Raw genomic sequence first — 18,911 nt, forward strand, 5'->3', positions numbered from 1 at the left:
ATCCTATCAGTTTCCCGCTTCAGACGGCATAAGGTCTGAAAGAAAGACTACAATTATGAGCAACCCATTTTCCTCTTTAGGTTTGGGTACGGAACTGGTTTCCGCACTCGCGCTTCAAGGCTATGAAACCCCGACCCCCATTCAGGCCGCAGCCATTCCGAAGGCGCTGGCCGGACACGACCTGCTTGCCGCCGCGCAAACCGGCACGGGCAAAACCGCCGCCTTTATGCTGCCCTCGCTCGAACGCCTCAAACGTTACGCCACCGCCAGCACCTCGCCCGCGATGCACCCCGTGCGTATGCTCGTCCTCACCCCCACGCGCGAACTTGCCGACCAAATCGACCAAAACGTGCAGGGCTACATTAAAAATCTGCCGCTGCGGCATACCGTCTTGTTCGGCGGTATGAATATGGACAAACAGACCGCCGATTTGCGCGCCGGCTGCGAAATCGTCGTCGCCACCGTCGGACGGCTGCTCGACCACGTGAAACAGAAAAACATCCATTTGAACAAAGTCGAAATCGTCGTTTTGGACGAAGCCGACCGTATGCTGGATATGGGTTTTATCGACGACATCCGCAAAATCATGCAGATGCTGCCCCGCCAACGCCAAACCCTGCTCTTTTCCGCCACCTTCTCCGCCCCGATACGCAAACTGGCGCAAGACTTCATGAACGCGCCCGAAACCGTCGAAGTCGCCGCGCAAAACACCACCAACGCCAACGTCGAGCAGCACATCATCGCGGTCGATACCTTCCAAAAGCGCAACCTGCTCGAACGGCTGATTGTCGATCTGCATATGAACCAGGTCATCGTGTTCTGCAAAACCAAACAAAGCGTCGACCGCGTAACGCGCGAACTGGTGCGCCGCAACCTGTCCGCACAGGCGATACACGGAGACCGTTCCCAACAAAGCCGGCTCGAAACGCTCAACGCCTTCAAAGACGGCAGCCTGCGCGTCCTCGTCGCCACCGACATCGCCGCGCGTGGGCTGGATATTGCCGAACTGCCCTTCGTCATCAATTACGAAATGCCCGCCCAGCCCGAAGACTACGTCCACCGTATCGGGCGTACGGGGCGCGCGGGCGCGGACGGCGTGGCGATTTCCCTGATGGACGAATCCGAACAGAAAATGTTTGAAGCCATTAAAGAACTGACCGGCAACAAGCTGCTCATCGAACGCATCGAAGGCTTCGAGCCCCGATGGTGGGAACAGGAAGGCTCAAAACCGGAAAAAACCGAAACAAGCGAACCGAGACAACGCAACCGCTACGAATCCGCCAAAGCGCAACGCGAAAAAAACACCCGGCCGGAAAATGCGGCAAACGATGCGGGCGCGGCTTGCGGAAAAATTGCCGGACGCAGCCGCCGCAGCCGTCGGGAACACCGGACGTGCGCCCTGCTCCAACCGCGTTACGGCGTAAAATAGCCCTGAAAATCAAATGCCGTCTGAACATTTCCCGTTTCAGACGGCATTTTTCAAACCGGACTGACGCATTGGGCGCAACCGCCCACACCGGATAAATTTCTTCCGCAAACAGTTTCAGACGGCATTTGCTGCCTGTACAATATCATTTCCTTTTCCACTCAAACCATCAGGATTTCCCAATGTCCACCCAATTCGATGTCGCCGTAATCGGCGCAGGTCCGGCAGGCTCGGTCGCATCCGCCCTGCTCCGCAAAAAAGGTTATCAAGTCTGCGTGTTGGAAAAACAGCACTTTCCGCGCTTCGTCATCGGCGAAAGCCTGCTGCCGCACTGTATGGAAATGCTGGAAGAAGCCGGATTTGCCGATGCCGTGCGCGCCGAGCCCGGCTTTCAGTTGAAAAACGGCGCGGCGTTTTCGTGGGGCAGCCGTTATACGGAATTTGACTTTACCGATAAATTTTCAGACGGCCCCGGCACGACTTATCAAGTGCGCCGCGCCGTGTTCGATAAAATCCTGATTGGCGAAGCCGCCAAACAAGGCGTTGAAGTACGTTTCGGGCACGGCGTAACCGCGTTCGACAATAGCGGCGATTTTGCCCGCTTGAACATCGAAACCGACACCGGCAAGCGCTATGAACTGACCGCGAAATTCGTCTTGGACGCAAGCGGTTACGGACGCGTGCTGCCGCGCCTGCTGGATTTGGAAACGCCCTCGCACCTGCCGCCGCGCCAAGCGCATTTCACGCACATCGACGACAACATCACCAACCCGAAATTCGACCGCAACAAAATCCTGATTACCACCCACCCGCAACACCGCGACGTGTGGATTTGGCTGATTCCCTTCGGCGACAACCGCTGCTCCATCGGCGTGGTCGGCACGCCCGACAAACTTACCGGCGAATCGGAAACGGTGTTGAAAAAATTTGTTTACGAATGCCCGATGCTGAACGAAATTCTGGATAAAGCCGTCTGGGAAAACGATTTTCCGTTCCGCTCCATCCAAGGCTATTCCGCCAATGTGAAATCGCTGCACGGCAGGCATTTCGCGCTATTGGGCAATGCCGCCGAGTTCCTCGATCCCGTGTTCTCGTCGGGCGTAACCATCGCGCTGCACTCCGCCAAACTGGCCGCCGATTTATTGGCGAAGCAGCTTGAAGGCGGCACGGCGGATTGGGATACCGAATTTGCCGAACCCTTGATGATCGGCGTGGACACGTTCCGCACCTATGTGGACGGCTGGTATGATTTCCGCTTCCAAAACGTCGTGTACGCGCCCGACCGCAGCCCGGAAATCAGCCGTATGCTTTCTTCGATTTTGGCAGGCTACGCGTGGGATACCGAAAACCCGTTCGTGGCGAAATCCGAACAACGCCTGACTGCCTTGTCCGAATGGGTCGGTCAGTTGGAAACCGAATAAATCCGTACCGCCATACAAAATGCCGTCTGAATACAATCGGGTTCAGACGGCATTTCTATTTCAACTGTTTTTATGATTACTCGGGACGCATCTGCGGAAACAGAATCACATCGCGGATGGTTTGCGAATCGGTCAGCAGCATCACCAGGCGGTCGATGCCGATACCGCAACCGCCGGTCGGCGGCAGGCCGAATTCCATGGCGCGGATGTAGTCGGCATCGTAGTGCATCGCTTCGTCGTCGCCGGCATCTTTTTGTGCCACTTGCGCTTTGAAGCGTTCGGCTTGGTCTTCGGGGTCGTTCAACTCAGAGTAACCGTTTGCCAGTTCGCGCCCGACAACGAACAATTCGAAACGTTCGGTCAGACCTTGTTTGGTATCGGAAGCGCGTGCCAACGGGGAAACCTCAACCGGATAATCGACGATGAAGGTCGGGTTCCACAATTTGCCCTCGGCGCAACCTTCAAACAGGGCGAGTTGCAGGCTGCCGATGCCGGGAGACGGCGGCAGGCTTTCGCCGTGTTTGACGATTTCTTTTTTCAGCCATTCCGCATCGTTCAACTGCTCGTCGGTGTAGTGCGGATTATATTTTTTGATGGCTTCGAGGATGGTCAGGCGTTCGAACGGGCTTTCCAAATCGACTTCTTTGCCGTTATAAGTGATGTTTGCCGTACCGTTTACCGTGCGCGATGCGTTGCGGATGATGTCTTCCGCCATCTGCATCATGCGTTCGTAGTCGGAGAAGGCTTCGTAAAATTCAATCATCGTAAATTCGGGGTTGTGGCGCACGGACATACCTTCGTTGCGGAAGCTGCGGTTGATTTCAAACACGCGTTCCAAACCGCCGACCACCAGGCGTTTCAGATACAGCTCGGGGGCGATGCGCAGGTAGAGCGGGATGTCCAAAGCGTTGTGATGGGTAACGAAAGGTTTCGCCGTCGCGCCGCCGGGAATCGGGTGCATCATCGGGGTTTCGACTTCGAGATAATGCTCGCCCACCATAAAATTACGCACGGATTGGATGATTTGGCTGCGTTTGATAAACGTATTACGCGATTCTTCGTTGGCAATCAAATCGACGTAGCGTTGGCGGTATTTGGTTTCCTGATCGCTCAAGCCTTTGTGTTTGTCGGGCAGCGGACGCAGGGATTTGGACAGCAGGCGGATGTCGGACACGCGCACGGTCAGTTCGCCGTGGTTGGTTTTGAACAAAGTACCTTCCGCACCGACGATGTCGCCCAAGTCCCAATGGTTGAAATCGTCCAAAACTTCCTGACTCACGCCTTTGTTGTTCAGATAAAGCTGGATTTGTCCGGACACGTCTTGGATGGTGGCAAAGCTCGCCTTGCCCATTTGCCGTTTGAGCATCATGCGGCCGGCCACTTTGACGGGAACGGCCTGCGGGTCGAGTTCTTCTTTGCCGATGTCGCCGTATTGGGCGTGCAAATCGGCGGCAAAGCTGTCGCGTTTGAAATCGTTAGGGTAGGCGTTGCGCTGTTGGCGGATGTTGTGCAGTTTTTCACGGCGCAGGGCGATGATTTGGTTTTCGTCCAACTGCGGCTCGGTTTGCGGATGGTTTTGTTCGCTCATAGGGTTTTCCGAAAAAATAAATCAGGCGCAGTCTGTTTCAGACGACCTGATTGAATCACAAAATTTGCGCATATTTTACGCGATGTCGGTGTTTTTTTCTAGGAAAGGGCAATGCCGTCTGAAAATATTACAGACGGCATTCAGATTTTGAAACCTATGCCAAAAGTCCGCTAAGGTTCAACAGGAACAAAACGGCAAATCCGGTCAGGTAGAGCAAGCCGACAATGGCAAGGGCGTTCATACCGGCGGTAAGCCTGTGGCGTTTGTCCCCTTTGACGAGGCGGTAGTTGAGCCAGGCGAACACGGGGGCGGACACAAAGGCGGCAATCATCGCAAATTTGAGCAGATTCGCCATTACGCCGTCAAACCAGAAAATCACCGCCAAACCGCTGCCTGCAACCCAAATATTCCAGGCAAAGAGTTCGGCGTTGCCGGTTTTCTCACTGCCGCGCAGCAGGCGCACGGGTTCGGCAATGGCGCGCGCGTAGCCGTCCACAACGGTAATCGTCGTGCCGTACATGCAGGCAAAAGCGATAAACGCCACCAGCGGACGCGACCAGTCGCCGATGGTTACCGCATACATATTAATCAATTGCCCGATATATTTGCCGCCGGCCATCTGCACTTCTTCACCGTTGCCGTATTGCACGTACGCACCCAGGGCAAGGAAGACGACGGCAAGTACGGCACTGGTGATGTAACCGACGTTGAAATCAAAAATCCCGTCATGATAAGAGGAAGGTTGGAGGCGCTGTTTCTCCGTAACCCACAAAGAATTGATGGCGGAAATTTCAATCGGCGCAGGCATCCAGCCCATCAGCGCGATCAGGAAGCCCAAACCGGCCAGCGTCCACGGTGTCGGCTCGATAAAATCGGGTTTCATCTGCATACCGCGCGACATGGCGATGCCGACGGCGGCAACGGTGGCAACCGTCAGGCTGACGATGATAATTTTGGAAACGCCGTCCAATGCCTTATAACGCCCGCTGACAAGGATAATCAGGCAGGAAGCCATAATCAGCGCGGAGATTGCGCCGATACCCAGTGTCAGCGAGGGAATCGCCATTTTGACGATGGCGGCGGTTACGATGGCAACCGCACCCGCGTTAATCGTCGCGGCAGCAATACACAAAATCAAAAAGACCCACAGGTAGATGCGGCTTTTCTCGGCATAACCTTCAATCAGGCTCTTGCCCGTGTCCAGCGTGTAATGCGCGCTGAAGCGGAAAAACGGGTATTTGAAGAGGTTGGTCAGGACGATAATCAATGCGAGCTGCCAGCCGTAAAGCGCGCCCGCCTGAGTGGAGGCAATCAGGTGCGAACCGCCGACCGCCGCCGAAGCCATCATAATCCCAGGCCCCAGTGCGTTGATTTTACTTTTCCAAGTCGAAATATGTTGTTCGGACATAATGTTTCCGTATGGCTGGATAAAAGCGCGTATTTTAACGTAATCCAAACACGCGCCAAACCAGTTTATTGAAACTTTACACCCTGATATTCCTGATTTTTCCAAATTACTTTCAGAAAAACATGCAATATGGCATTTTATGCCCGAAAATTTGCGGCAAACAGCCTTGCATCGCTTTTTTTCCGTGCGGAATATGCGTTCAAATCCCTTGCCGCGTTTTGCAGCCGGCAGGCGATTTGATAAGATGCTTGCGTTCTTTCGGACGGCATTCACAATGCGCTATGCCGTCTGAAGCCGCAAAACCCGATTGGAGGAACTGTTATGAATACCGTATCGAATTACCTGTCCGCATTGCGCGAAGCGATGAAGGCGCAAGGTTTGGACGCGCTCGTCATCCCTTCCGCCGACCCCCACCTGTCCGAATACCTGCCCGAGCATTGGCAGGCGCGGCGCGAATTGTCGGGCTTTACCGGCTCGGTCGGCACATTCGTCATTACCGCCGACGAAGCGGGCGTATGGGTGGACAGCCGCTATTGGGAACAAGCCGCCAAGCAGCTTGCGGACAGCGGCATTGAGCTGCAAAAAAGCGGTCAAGTGCCGCCGTACAACGAATGGCTGGCGGCAAACCTGCCCGAAAACGCCGCCGTCGGCATCCCTTCCGATATGGTGTCGCTCACCGGCAAACGCACTTTGGCGCAATCCCTGGCCGCCAAAAACATCCGCATCGAACACCCGGATAATTTACTGAATCAAGTGTGGACAAGCCGTCCCGCCCTCCCCGCCGAAACCGTGTTCATCCACGACCCCGACTATGTTTCCGAAACCGCCGCCGAAAAACTCGCCCGCGTGCGCGCCGTGATGGCGGAAAAAGGCGCGGATTACCACTTGGTTTCCTCGCTTGACGACATCGCTTGGCTGACCAACCTGCGCGGCAGCGACGTGCCTTTCAACCCTGTTTTCGTATCCTTCCTGCTGATTGGCAAAGACAGCGCCGTCCTGTTTACCGAACAATGCCGTCTGAACGCAGAAGCCGCCGCCGCGCTGCAAACCGCCGGCATCACGGTCGAGCCTTACGCCCAAGTTGCCGGCAAACTCGCGCAAATCGGCGGCGCGCTGCTCATCGAGCCGAACAAAACCGCCGTCAGCACGCTTGTGCGCCTGCCCGAAAGCGTGCGCCTGATTGAAGGCACCAACCCGTCCACGCTGTTCAAATCCTGCAAATCCGAAGCCGACATCGCCCATATCCGCGAAGCGATGGAACAAGACGGCGCGGCGTTGTGCGGTTTCTTCGCCGAGTTTGAAGACATCATCGGCAAGGGCGGCAGCCTGACCGAAATCGACGTGGATACGATGCTCTACCGCCACCGCAGCGCGCGCCCGGGGTTTGTGTCCTTGAGTTTCGACACCATCGCGGGCTTCAACGCCAACGGCGCACTGCCGCATTACAGCGCAACGCCCGAAAGCCACAGCACCATTAAGGGCGACGGTCTGCTGCTCATCGACTCCGGCGCGCAATACAAAGGCGGCACGACCGACATCACCCGCGTCGTCCCCGTCGGCACGCCCACAGCAGAACAAAAACGCGACAACACGCTCGTCCTCAAAGCCCATATCGCGCTTGCCGAAGCCGTGTTCCCCGAAAACATCCCCTCGCCGCTGATTGACGCGATTTGCCGCAAACCTCTGTGGCAGGCGCAGTGCGACTACGGACACGGCACCGGCCACGGCGTAGGCTATTTCCTCAACGTCCACGAAGGCCCGCAACGCATCGCCTTCGCCGCCCCCGCCACGCCCGAAACCGCGATGAAAAAAGGGATGGTAACCTCCATCGAGCCCGGCCTCTACCGTCCGGGAAAATGGGGCATCCGCATTGAAAACCTCGCCGCCAACCAAGCCGTCACCAACCCGCAGGAAACCGGGTTCGGCAGCTTCCTCTGTTTTGAAACCCTGACCCTCTGCCCTATCGATACACGCCTGATGGACACCGCCCTGATGACCGACGGCGAAATCGACTGGGTCAACCGCTACCACGCCGAAGTCCGCCGCCGCCTCGAGCCGCTGACTGAAGGCGCGGCAAAAGCGTGGCTGATCAAACGCACCGAACCGCTGGCGCGTTAAACGGCACGGCGCAACAAATGCCGTCTGAAAGCCCTTCAGACGGCATTTGTTTCCCAAAACATCCCGCACCGTTTTCATCTTGCCGCAAGCAAATACCAATCCGTTTTGCGGCAAATGCACAAAAAGCCCGATGCCGTCTGAAACGCCAAACAGGCTTCAGACGGCATTTATAGCGGATGAAAACAGAAACGTTATTCCCGCAAAAACAGTTGCGCAGGGCGGGCTTCGGCCCGCCGGCTCCCACCATCTTCATCCTAAAATCCCGTCATTCCCGCGCAGGCGGGAATCCAGGCTCGTTGGACTTCAGCCCTTTCCGATAAATTCCTGCTGCTTTTCATTCCTAGATTCCCACTTTCGTGGGAATGACGGCGGTGGGTTTCGGTTATTTCCGATAAATCGCCGCCGTTTCCCGTCATTCCCGCGCAGGCGGGAATCCGGTTTTTTGAGCTCCAGCCATTGCCGATAAATTGCTTTAACGTTGCATTTCCGGATTCCCACTTTCGTGGGAATGACGCGATTTTAGATTTCTGTTTTTGATTTTCTGTTTTTGTAAGCGTCTATCCTGTCCGGTTTCGGTTTTTTTTTGGATTTCGGGCAACTTCCAAACCGTCATTCCCGCGCAGGCGGGAATCCAGGCTCGTTGGACTTCAGCCCTTTCCGATAAATTCCTGCTGCTTTTCATTCCTAGATTCCCACTTTCGTGGGAATGACGGCGGTGGGTTTCGGTTATTTCCGATAAATCGCCGCCGTTTCCCGTCATTCCCGCGCAGGCGGGAATCCAAGCTCGTTGTACTTCAGCCCTTTCCGATAAATTCCTGCTGCTTTTCATTCCTAGATTCCCACTTTCGTGGGAATGACGGCGGCGGGGATTTCGGTTATTTCCGATAAATCGCTGCCGTTTCCCGTCATTCCCGCGCAGGCGGGAATCTAGTCCGTTCGGTTTCAGTTATTTCCGATAAATTCCTGTTGCGTTTCCGGATTCCCGCTTTCGCGGGAATGACGAATTTCAAAGTTATGGCGTTATCAAAAAAACAGAAATCCCCCCGCCGTCATTCCTACCTTCGTATTTTGATTTTCTGTTTTTCGCGGGGAGGACGATTTAGAAATTACCCGAAACCTCAAAAAAACCGAAACCGAACGGTCTAGATTCCCGCTTTCGCGGGAATGACGGGTTTCAGAATTACGGCAAGGCGCAAAAAATGCCGTCTGAAAGCCCTTCAGACGGCATTGCCTTGTTCATCTGCCTTAATGGCGGAAATGACGGATGCCGGTTACGACCATGGCGATACCGTGTTCGTCTGCCGCGTCGAAGACTTCTTGATCGCGCATCGAACCTGCCGGATGGATGATGGCTTTAATGCCCTGTTCGGCAATCACATCCACGCCGTCGCGGAAGGGGAAGAAGGCATCGGATGCGGCACACGCGCCGTTGAGGTCGAAATTGGCGTCCTGCGCTTTGCGGGCGGCGATGCGGGTGCTGTCCACGCGGCTCATTTGGCCTGCACCGATGCCGTAAGTTTGACCGCCTTTACCGAACACGATGGCGTTGGATTTGACGTATTTTGCGACGTTCCAGACGAACAGCAAATCGTTCCATTCCTGCTCGGTCGGTTGGCGTTTGGAGACGACTTTCAAATCGGCGCGGCTGATGCGGTGAACGTCGGGCGTTTGCACCAACAGTCCGCCGCCGACGCGTTTGAGTTCGAAGCGGTTTGCGCCTGCTTCAAGAGGCACTTCCAATACGCGCACGTTTTTCTTGGCGGCGGCGATTTCGAGGGCTTCGGCGGTGAACTTCGGCGCCATCAGGACTTCCATAAACTGATTGTCGGTAATGTGTTTGACGGTTGCACCGTCTACTTCGCGGTTGAAGGCGATGATGCCGCCGAACGCGCTGGTGGTGTCGGTGGCGTAGGCGAGCTTGTAGGCGGTCAAGGTATCGGCTGCAACGGCAACGCCGCACGGATTGGCGTGTTTCACAATCACGCAGGCGGGCGCGTCGAAGGATTTGACGGCTTCCCAAGCGGCATCGGCATCGGCGATGTTGTTGTACGACAATTCTTTACCTTGCAGCTGTTTGTAGGCGGCGAGGCTGCCGGCGGCGGGGTGAATATCGCGGTAGAACGCGGCGCACTGGTGCGGATTTTCGCCATAGCGCATGTCTTGTACTTTAATCCAGCTTTGGTTGAACCGGCCGGGGAATCCGGCGATTTCGGGCTCTCCGCTCAAAACGCCGTCTGAAAGCGAGGTCAGGTAGTTGGAAATCATACCGTCGTATTCGGCGGTGTGGCTGAACGCTTTGCGCGAAAGGTTGAAACGGGTTTTGTCGCTCAATGCGCCGCCGTTGGCTTCCATTTCGGCGGCGATGGCGGGGAAGTCGGCGGGGTCGGTAACGATGGCGACGTGTTTCCAGTTTTTCGCGGCGGAGCGCACCATAGTCGGGCCGCCGATGTCGATGTTTTCAATCGCGTCTTCCAGTGTGCAGTTTGGTTTGGCGATGGTGGCGGCGAAGGGGTAAAGATTGACGCACACGAGGTCGATGTTGCCGATGCCGTGTTCTTCCATCTTGGCGACGTGTTCGTCCAAATCGCGCCGGCCCAAAATACCGCCGTGGATTTTCGGATGCAGCGTTTTCACGCGGCCGTCGAGCATTTCGGGGAAACCGGTGTAGTCGGCAACTTCAATCACGGGAACGCCCGCATCGGCAAGCAGCTTCGCCGTGCCGCCGGTGGAGAGGATTTCGACACCGAGCTTGGTCAGGGTTTGGGCAAATTCGACTGCGCCCGTCTTGTCGGACAGGCTGATCAGGGCGCGTTTGATGGAAGGCATAGGGATTTCCTTTTTCTGACGTTGGGATGGGAAACGGTAATGTTGTCGGGGCGGTATTATCCGCTATTTTCCACTTTCCGGCAGTAGGTTTTTGCAGATATTGTTGACAATCCCCCAAAGGAATGCCGTCTGAAAACCGGTTTCAGACGGCATTTTGCCTTTCGGTTATTTACATCCCATTTTCCTTGCCGTCCATACCGCGCCCGCCATACCCGTACATAAAGGCATCAACAAAGCGGCGGGGGCGTAGGTGAGTTCCAAAATAAAGACGGCGGCGGTCAGCGGCATATTGAGGGAAACGCCGAGGAAAACGGCGGTGCCGACGACTGCCGCGCTTTCAGACGGCATTTCGGGGAAAACGCTGTTCCACGCGGCGGCGGCTGCAAAAGAAATGGTGCTGCCGAGCATCATAGACGGCGTAATCAGTCCGCCGTATGCGCCTGCCGCCAACGCCATCAAGACAACCAGCCATTTGACGGCGGTCAGCTCAAGGCTGTGTTGCCAGTCGGTCAATCCGCCAAAGGTCAGTTGGTTGCCTGCTTTGCCGTTGCCCAAAATTTCGGGAAACCAAACGGCAATCGCGCCGATGAGTGCAAACAAAGCAATCGCCAAAGGAATAATTCTCGGATTGTCGCGCTTGAGGAAGGGGAACTTTTCGGCACTGCGCCGGAAATATACCGCCGTTGCGCCCAGTATCGGGCCGATGACGGCGGAAAACCAAAGTAATGAGGTGTTTACGGCAAGGTTGGCGGGATGATATTGCTGCACGTCGCCTAAGCCGATGCGCGCGACGGCGGTGGCAATGACCGAAGTCAGCAACGCGGCGGCGGCGGCCTGCTGCGTCCACACGCCCAACATCGCTTCGAGGATAAACAGCGTAGAGGCGAGCGGCACGTTATACACCGCCGCCAAACCCGCGCCCGAGGCGCAAGCAATCAGCAGCCGCATTTCGTCTTCGTCCAAACCCAACCTCCTGCCGCCGACAAAAGCAAACGCGGCAGTCATTTCACGCGGCGCAACTTCCCGTCCGAGCGGTGAACCGAGTCCGACCGTTATGATTTGCAGCAGAACGTGGAAAACCGTCGTCAGAAACGGCAGCCCCTGCAACGGCTGCTTCAATGCCACCTTGATTCCGATTTGCGGCTTGCCGAAACGTTTGAGCAACCACCAGCCGCCGCCTGCCAACATACCGCACAGAATCAATACGCCCAAACGCCGCCCTTCCGAAGCACGGGCCACGCCTTCGCGGAACGAAGTGTACACGCCGTCCGCGCCATAACCGTATGCCGTATGCTGTATGAAGTGCATCAGTTCCGTCAGCACAATGCCGACCAAACCGCCGATAACGCCTGCTGCTGCCAGGGCAAACCAAAATTTTCTGCGTCCCACTGTCGTTCCTGCCGTTCAAATGCCGTCTGAAAACCTTTCAGACGGCATTCGTTTCCTATCCGCCTATCCGAACAGGCCGCGTACACGCTCCAAACCGCCGAAGTTGATACAGGCATCGGCGGCTGCCCGCGCTTTCGGTTTGGCACGGTAAGCCACGCCTATGCCCGCTTCTTTGAGCATCGGAATATCGTTCGCACCGTCGCCCACCGCCAACACCTGATGCGGCTGCAATCCGAGGCGGCTGCGGTATTCGCGCAACAAATCCGCCTTTGCCTGCGCGTCGATGATTCTGCCTTTCAGACGGCCGGTCAGCCTGCCGTTTTCAATTTCCAAAACATTGGCGTGCTGGTATTCGAAGCCGAGGCGTTGTTGCAGACGTTCGGTAAAAAACGTGAAGCCGCCCGACACCAGCAGAAATTTCACATTGTGCCTTTTGCATTCGTCCAACAAAAATTCCGCACCGGGCGAGAGCTTCAAAACGTTTTCATAAACGTCCGCCAAAACCCGTTCGTCCAATCTCGCCAACAGGGCGACGCGGCTGCGTAAAGACTGTTCGAAATCGAGTTCGCCGCGCATCGAACGCTCGGTAATTTCCGCTACCTTGTCTTTTAAACCCACGCCTGCCGCAATTTCATCGACGCATTCGATGGTAATCAGCGTCGAATCCATATCGCTGACAATCAAACCGAGTTCGTCGAAATCCATATCCGGCAACACGGCGTGGTCGATTTGACGGCTGCCAAGCAACGCCGCGTCTTTTTCGCTTAAAAAAAACCCTTCTTCAACAATAAAACGCATACGCTTTTCATCGGCACAATCAGGTTCGGGAAGGCGGGAAAGGAAGTCGGAAGGCAGGGCTTCGGCGGAGGGAAATTGGAGGACGAGGGCTTGCGGCATAACGGCGGCTCAAAAAATGCGGATTATATAGTGAAACGGCAAAGAATGTTACGGCGGGCGGGACTGCAATCGGAAAATGACTTCAAACGCAAACGGCAGTATTGTGTCGGACAACACGGGAAAATGCCGCAACTATTGCCAGCCTGATGAAAATTCGTTATAAGGGGATTATCTAAAATATATTAACATTTGAAGTGAATCGGCTTTAAACCGGTACGGCGTTGCTCCGCCCTGCCCCGATTTAAATTTAACCCACGATACATATAAACAACCCGAAAAAGGATTCAGAGATGAAAATCGGTATCCCACGCGAGTCATTATCCGGCGAAACCCGTGTCGCCTGCACGCCCGCCACCGTCGCCCTGCTGGGCAAACTGGGCTTTGAAACCGTTGTCGAAAGCGGCGCAGGTTTGGCGGCAAGTTTGGATGATGCCGCTTACCAAGCGGCAGGCGCGACCGTTGCCGACAAAGCAACGGTTTGGGCCTGCCCTTTGATTTATAAGGTCAACGCGCCGTCCGAAGGCGAGCTGCCGCTTTTGAACGAAGGTCAAACCATCGTCAGCTTCCTGTGGCCGCGCCAAAACGAGGCTTTGGTCGAAGCCTTGCGCGCCAAGAAAGTCAACGCGCTGGCGATGGACATGGTGCCCCGTATTTCCCGCGCGCAGGCTTTGGACGCTTTGTCTTCGATGGCAAACATCAGCGGCTACCGCGCCGTGATTGAAGCCGCCAACGCCTTCGGGCGTTTCTTCACCGGTCAAATCACTGCCGCCGGCAAAGTGCCGCCCGCGCAGGTTTTGGTGATTGGTGCAGGTGTGGCAGGTTTGGCGGCGATCGGTACGGCAAACTCGCTCGGCGCAGTGGTGCGCGCGTTCGATACCCGCTTGGAAGTGGCGGAACAAATCGAATCGATGGGCGGTAAGTTCCTGAAACTCGACTTCCCGCAAGAATCGGGCGGCAGCGGCGACGGCTACGCCAAAGTGATGAGCGACGAATTTATCGCCGCCGAGATGAAACTCTTTGCCGAGCAGGCGAAAGAAGTGGACATCATCATCACCACCGCCGCCATTCCGGGCAAACCCGCGCCCAAGCTGATTACCAAAGAAATGGTCGAAAGCATGAAACCCGGCTCCGTCATCGTCGATTTGGCGGCGGCGACGGGCGGCAACTGCGAACTCACCAAACCGGGCGAATTGTCCGTAACTGGCAACGGCGTGAAAATCATCGGCTACACCGACATGGCAAACCGCCTTGCCGGACAGTCTTCCCAGCTTTACGCCACCAACCTGGTCAACCTGACCAAGCTGTTAAGCCCGAACAAAGACGGCGAAATCACGCTGGATTTTGAAGACGTAATCATCCGCAATATGACCGTTACCCGCGACGGCGAAATCACCTTCCCGCCTCCGCCGATTCAAGTTTCCGCCCAACCGCAGCAAACGCCGTCTGAAAAAGCCGCGCCTGCCGCCAAGCCCGAACCGAAACCCGTTCCTCTGTGGAAAAAACTCGCGCCCGCCGTCATCGCCGCCGTATTGGTGCTGTGGGTCGGCGCGGTCGCACCCGCAGCATTCCTGAACCACTTTATCGTGTTCGTCCTCGCCTGCGTCATCGGCTACTACGTCGTCTGGAACGTCAGCCACTCGCTGCACACACCGCTGATGTCGGTAACCAACGCCATCTCCGGCATCATCGTCGTCGGCGCACTGCTGCAAATCAGCCAAGGCAACAGTTTCGTGACCCTGCTTGCCTTCATCGCCATCCTGATTGCCGGCATCAACATCTTCGGCGGCTTCTTTGTGACGCGCCGCATGTTGAATATGTTTAGGAAAGGATAAAGCATGACTTTCGCCTATTGGTGTATTCTGATTGCCTGCCTATTGCCGCTTTTTTGTGCGGCGTATGCCAAAAAAGCGGGCGGATTCCGGTTTAAAGACAACCACAATCCGCGCGATTTTCTGGCGCATACGCAAGGCGCAGCCGCCCGTGCCCACGCCGCACAGCAAAACGGTTTTGAAGCCTTTGCACCGTTTGCCGCCGCCGTTTTGACGGCACACGCAACCGGCAATGCGGAGCAATCGACCATCAACACGCTTGCCGGTCTGTTCATCCTGTTCCGCCTCGCCTTTATCTGGTGCTATATCGCCGACAAAGCCGCTATGCGCTCACTGATGTGGGCAGGCGGATTTGCCTGCACCGTCGGACTGTTTGTCGCGGCTGCTTAAAACAGATGCCGTCTGAACAGTTCAGACGGCATCAAAAACAAATCATCGAAAATCGGAGAATTTCTATGTCTTCAGGACTCGTAACAGCGGCGTATATCGTTGCCGCAATTTTATTTATCTTCTCGCTGGCGGGGCTGTCCAAGCAGGAAACCGCCAAGCAGGGCTGCTATTCCGGTATCGCCGGTATGGCGGTCGCCCTCTTCGTAACGGTCTTTTCCGACAATACCCATGGACTGGGCTGGATTATCATCGCTATGCTCATCGGCGCGGCAATCGGCATCTACAAAGCCAAAAAAGTAGAAATGACCGAAATGCCCGAACTGATTGCCCTGCTGCACAGCTTCGTGGGCTTGGCGGCGGTTTTGGTCGGCTTCAACAGCTATATCGCGCCGGGCAACGTCGCACACGATATGCACACCATCCATCTGATCGAAGTCTATTTGGGCATTTTCATCGGCGCGGTAACCTTTACCGGCTCGCTGGTCGCATTCGGCAAGCTCAACGGCAAAATCAGCAGCAGCCCGCTGCAACTGCCCGCCAAACACAAGCTCAACGCGCTGGCGCTCGCCGTATCGTTTGTACTGCTGCTCGTATTTGTCGGCATTGACGGCAGCGGCTTCATCCTGCTGATAATGACTCTGATCGCCCTCGCATTCGGCTGGCACTTGGTTGCCTCCATCGGCGGCGCAGATATGCCCGTGGTCGTATCTATGCTCAACTCCTACTCCGGCTGGGCGGCAGCAGCGGCAGGCTTTATGCTCTCCAACGACCTGCTCATCGTTACCGGCGCTCTGGTCGGCTCAAGCGGCGCGATTCTGTCCTACATTATGTGCAAAGCCATGAACCGGTCGTTTGTTTCCGTGATTGCCGGCGGTTTCGGCAGCGACAGCAGCGCGGCATCTTCCGGCAGCCAAGAGATAGGGGAATACCGGGAAGTCAAAGCTGCCGATGTTGCCGAAATGCTGAAAGGCGCAAACAGTGTCATCATTACCCCGGGCTACGGTATGGCAGTCGCACAAGCGCAATACCCCGTTGCCGAAATCACCGAACTTTTGCGTAAAAACGGCACCGAAGTGCGCTTCGGCATCCACCCCGTCGCCGGCCGTCTGCCCGGTCATATGAACGTACTGCTCGCCGAAGCCAAAGTCCCCTACGACATCGTTTTGGAAATGGACGAAATCAACGACGACTTCCCCGAAACCGATGTGGTCTTAGTGATTGGTGCGAACGACACCGTCAACCCTGCCGCCCAAACCGACCCGAACAGCCCGATTGCGGGTATGCCGGTTTTAGAAGTATGGAAGGCAAAAGAAGTCGTCGTCTTCAAACGCTCGATGAACACCGGCTACGCAGGCGTACAAAACCCGCTGTTCTTCAACGAAAACAGCGTAATGTGTTTCGGAGATGCGAAAAAAACCGTGGACGGGATTTTGGCGGAATTGAAAAAATAATGCCGTCTGAACAATTCGGCGCAGGTTTTAAATCTGTTTGATTTGAAAAAATCACTGCAAACCCCGTTTGTGAAGGTTTGCAGTGATTTTTTGCATTGGGGCAAACATTTTCAGACGGCCCGTCCGAATAAGCACCCCATCTGAAACTGACACAAAATCAACGAAACAAATATAGTGGATTAACAAAAATCAGGACAAGGCGGCGAAGCTGCAGACAGTACAGATAGTACGGAACCGATTCACTTGGTGCTTGAGCACCTTAGAGAATCGTTCTCTTTGAGCTAAGGCGAGGCAACGCCGTACCGGTTTTTGTTAATTCACTATAACCATCACAAAAGGGGTTTTGCAAAAGTTTCATCCCATCTCAAAACAATCATCTCAAAAATGCGTTTCTGACTGCCGGTAAAACAAAACCCTCTAAGCGATACTTAGAGGGTTTTAAAATTTGGCTCCCCGACCTGGGCTCGAACCAGGGACCTGCGGATTAACAGTCCGTCGCTCTACCGACTGAGCTATCGGGGAATAGTTTTTAATACTAACCGATAATATCGGTTATGTCAATAAAAATAAACAAACAACCGAACCCTATCGCAAACCCGCAAACCTTATATGGCTTCTGCAATATGTCTTGCCGCCCGTTTGGCATCCAATAGGATTAAACCAAGTTTGCCGGTTTCTTTTGCCATCAGCACCAACACGGCATCTTTACCCGCCTGACTTAAAAGGATATAGCCTGATTTTCCTTTAATCATCACTTGTTCCAATTCCCCGCAGGCGAGTTCTTGCACCGAACGGCTGCCTAAAGCAAGCAACGTGGCAGAAATCGCCCCTACCCTGTCTGAATTCAAATGTGAAGGAAGCATTGTCGCCATCGGCAATCCGTCGGTTGAGATAACGGCAGATGCGACAATATCCGGAGATGTGTTGTTCAAGTCTTCCAAAACCGAAATTAATAATTGCTGCATAAACCCTCCTATCCCAAGTTTTACACACGGTTACTGTAACGGCGGTATAAAATCCTGACCAAAGTAACAAATGCCTCTTTGCTCAAGTCCGGAATACCGCCGATGACCAAAATAAATTTGGTTGAACCGATATACAATGGGAAAAATGTCAATTCGCTCTGACCGGAAGGGTCGCAAACGCCCCAAGCGTTATTGTTGATATACAGGTTGTTCTTAATCAGCAGCCGGTGTTTCTTTTCCATCTGTGCGACTTCTGCCGCCAGCAACCCCAACTCTTCCGCCGCCTCATGATGGAAATTGGCATTGGCAAGATACAGGCCGTTCCGATCGACCAATAATGCCTTACCACTGCCGGACAATTGTTCCATCAGCAACGGCAATTGCTCGTCCGACAGATTGATGCCGTCTGAATGACCGTTTTCATCGCCATAGAGGAATTCGAGTTTTTGCAAACGGTACAACAGGTTCAAAGCGGTATCGATGTCGGCGGTGTCCGCCCAGGCGAGCAGCTTCTCACTGCTGACCACTTCGTCCGCATCCGCTTTCAACAGGCTGTGCAACAAGGTTTTACCGGCACTGGGGGTATCGCTGGATACGGCATAAAATGCACCGGCAGGAGTCAGGCGGGGATATAAATTTGCTTGTAGTGAAAGTGTTGATTCCATATTAAACCTCCAGTCCCGGATCAATAGAAAATAACATTGCGCTAACCAATTGCTTTACGTCATCTTCCTTACGGGCATCAATTTCAAAAACCGGAACATTAAGATTATGTTTTGCAAGATATTTGTGATACACGTCGATACCGGGCTGAGAGCGTATATCCATCTTGGTAATACCGACAACGACGGGTGCCTTCTCCAGCAGCCCTCGAAACGAATGCAAAAAGAATTCCAAATCTTTCAACGGGTTGGTTCTGGCATTATCTAAAAGCAAGACCAAACCCATACTGCCTTGGCTTAAGATTTCCCACATAAAGTTGAACCGTTCCTGACCGGGCGTACCATATAAATGGACTTTGGTATCCTCATCCAAGCTGATGACCCCGTAGTCCATCGCCACTGTCGTATTCCTTTTCCTATCCAAAGTCATATCGGATGCGGAAGCATCGGTCTGGACGGGTGCTTCGTCCGAAATAGCCGCAATGGCAGTGGTCTTCCCTACGCCGACAGGTCCTGTGAAAATAATTTTATTTTCTCTCAT

At 54.7% G+C, this 18,911-nt stretch carries 16 protein-coding genes and 1 tRNA gene; 7 read left to right on the forward strand and 10 right to left on the reverse strand.

From position 1 onward, the window contains the following. The first annotated feature begins 55 nt into the window (after positions 1–55). Positions 56–1,429 (forward strand): DEAD/DEAH box helicase, encoded by a 1,374-nt coding sequence (locus tag FGL10_RS06315; protein WP_004467465.1) that lies wholly within the window; start codon positions 56–58, stop codon positions 1,427–1,429. Between the two features lie 179 nt (positions 1,430–1,608). Then, positions 1,609–2,847, forward strand: a complete 1,239-nt coding sequence (locus FGL10_RS06320; protein ID WP_004467466.1) for an NAD(P)/FAD-dependent oxidoreductase — start codon at positions 1,609–1,611, stop codon at positions 2,845–2,847. A gap of 76 nt (positions 2,848–2,923) precedes the next feature. Here the strand turns inward: FGL10_RS06320 and lysS are convergent, their stop codons facing one another. Together lysS and FGL10_RS06330 are read right to left on the reverse strand one after the other, a co-directional pair. Next, positions 2,924–4,435 (reverse strand): lysine--tRNA ligase, encoded by a 1,512-nt coding sequence (gene lysS / locus FGL10_RS06325; RefSeq protein ID WP_004467468.1) that lies wholly within the window; start codon positions 4,433–4,435, stop codon positions 2,924–2,926. Positions 4,436–4,589: 154 nt separating this feature from the next. Continuing rightward, a complete protein-coding gene (locus tag FGL10_RS06330) occupies positions 4,590–5,843 on the reverse strand; it encodes an NRAMP family divalent metal transporter (RefSeq protein ID WP_004467469.1) in 1,254 nt (417 codons plus the stop codon). 321 nt (positions 5,844–6,164) lie between these two features. Here FGL10_RS06330 and FGL10_RS06340 point away from each other — a divergent pair, with 321 nt between their 5' ends. Continuing rightward, positions 6,165–7,961 (forward strand): aminopeptidase P family protein, encoded by a 1,797-nt coding sequence (locus FGL10_RS06340; protein WP_004467471.1) that lies wholly within the window; start codon positions 6,165–6,167, stop codon positions 7,959–7,961. Between the two features lie 17 nt (positions 7,962–7,978). Further along, a complete protein-coding gene (locus FGL10_RS12065) occupies positions 7,979–8,134 on the forward strand; it encodes a hypothetical protein (RefSeq protein ID WP_155270585.1) in 156 nt (51 codons plus the stop codon). Between the two features lie 299 nt (positions 8,135–8,433). Here the strand turns inward: FGL10_RS12065 and FGL10_RS12070 are convergent, their stop codons facing one another. The 4 genes from FGL10_RS12070 to serB form a co-directional block, all read right to left on the reverse strand. Next, on the reverse strand, positions 8,434–8,790 hold the full coding sequence (locus tag FGL10_RS12070) for a hypothetical protein (protein WP_155270586.1): 357 nt from the start codon (positions 8,788–8,790) through the stop codon (positions 8,434–8,436). Positions 8,791–9,206: 416 nt separating this feature from the next. Next, on the reverse strand, positions 9,207–10,787 hold the full coding sequence (gene purH / locus FGL10_RS06360; RefSeq protein ID WP_003710350.1) for a bifunctional phosphoribosylaminoimidazolecarboxamide formyltransferase/IMP cyclohydrolase: 1,581 nt from the start codon (positions 10,785–10,787) through the stop codon (positions 9,207–9,209). 165 nt (positions 10,788–10,952) lie between these two features. After that, on the reverse strand, positions 10,953–12,176 hold the full coding sequence (locus FGL10_RS06365; RefSeq protein ID WP_003710352.1) for a chloride channel protein: 1,224 nt from the start codon (positions 12,174–12,176) through the stop codon (positions 10,953–10,955). Positions 12,177–12,239: 63 nt separating this feature from the next. Further along, the gene (gene serB, locus FGL10_RS06370; RefSeq protein ID WP_036475158.1) at positions 12,240–13,073 is read right to left on the reverse strand and encodes a phosphoserine phosphatase SerB; all 834 of its coding nucleotides are present in this window, start codon (positions 13,071–13,073) and stop codon (positions 12,240–12,242) included. Between the two features lie 290 nt (positions 13,074–13,363). Between serB and FGL10_RS06380 the strand changes: the two genes are divergently transcribed. The 3 genes from FGL10_RS06380 to pntB all read left to right on the forward strand — a co-directional run bounded on the left by FGL10_RS06380 (position 13,364) and on the right by pntB (position 16,743). Further along, a complete protein-coding gene (locus tag FGL10_RS06380; protein ID WP_003710359.1) occupies positions 13,364–14,905 on the forward strand; it encodes a Re/Si-specific NAD(P)(+) transhydrogenase subunit alpha in 1,542 nt (513 codons plus the stop codon). Between the two features lie 3 nt (positions 14,906–14,908). After that, positions 14,909–15,292 (forward strand): MAPEG family protein, encoded by a 384-nt coding sequence (locus FGL10_RS06385; RefSeq protein WP_003710363.1) that lies wholly within the window; start codon positions 14,909–14,911, stop codon positions 15,290–15,292. Positions 15,293–15,357: 65 nt separating this feature from the next. Then, positions 15,358–16,743, forward strand: coding sequence for a Re/Si-specific NAD(P)(+) transhydrogenase subunit beta (gene pntB / locus FGL10_RS06390; protein ID WP_013448527.1), 1,386 nt, complete (start codon positions 15,358–15,360; stop codon positions 16,741–16,743). Positions 16,744–17,189: 446 nt separating this feature from the next. Here pntB and FGL10_RS06395 read toward each other — a convergent pair. The 4 genes from FGL10_RS06395 to FGL10_RS06410 all read right to left on the reverse strand — a co-directional run bounded on the left by FGL10_RS06395 (position 17,190) and on the right by FGL10_RS06410 (position 18,911). Continuing rightward, positions 17,190–17,265: transfer RNA gene (locus FGL10_RS06395), tRNA-Asn, on the reverse strand. Between the two features lie 83 nt (positions 17,266–17,348). After that, on the reverse strand, positions 17,349–17,708 hold the full coding sequence (locus tag FGL10_RS06400; protein ID WP_003710368.1) for a roadblock/LC7 domain-containing protein: 360 nt from the start codon (positions 17,706–17,708) through the stop codon (positions 17,349–17,351). 20 nt (positions 17,709–17,728) lie between these two features. Beyond that, positions 17,729–18,373 (reverse strand): hypothetical protein, encoded by a 645-nt coding sequence (locus FGL10_RS06405; RefSeq protein WP_003710371.1) that lies wholly within the window; start codon positions 18,371–18,373, stop codon positions 17,729–17,731. 1 nt (position 18,374) lies between these two features. Then, positions 18,375–18,911 carry a GTP-binding protein gene (locus tag FGL10_RS06410; protein WP_003710372.1) on the reverse strand — a complete coding sequence of 179 codons (537 nt, stop codon included), beginning with the start codon at positions 18,909–18,911 and terminating at the stop codon, positions 18,375–18,377.

It is taken from the genome of Neisseria lactamica, from assembly GCF_901482445.1.
GTDB classification, from domain to species: Bacteria; Pseudomonadota; Gammaproteobacteria; order Burkholderiales; family Neisseriaceae; genus Neisseria; species Neisseria lactamica.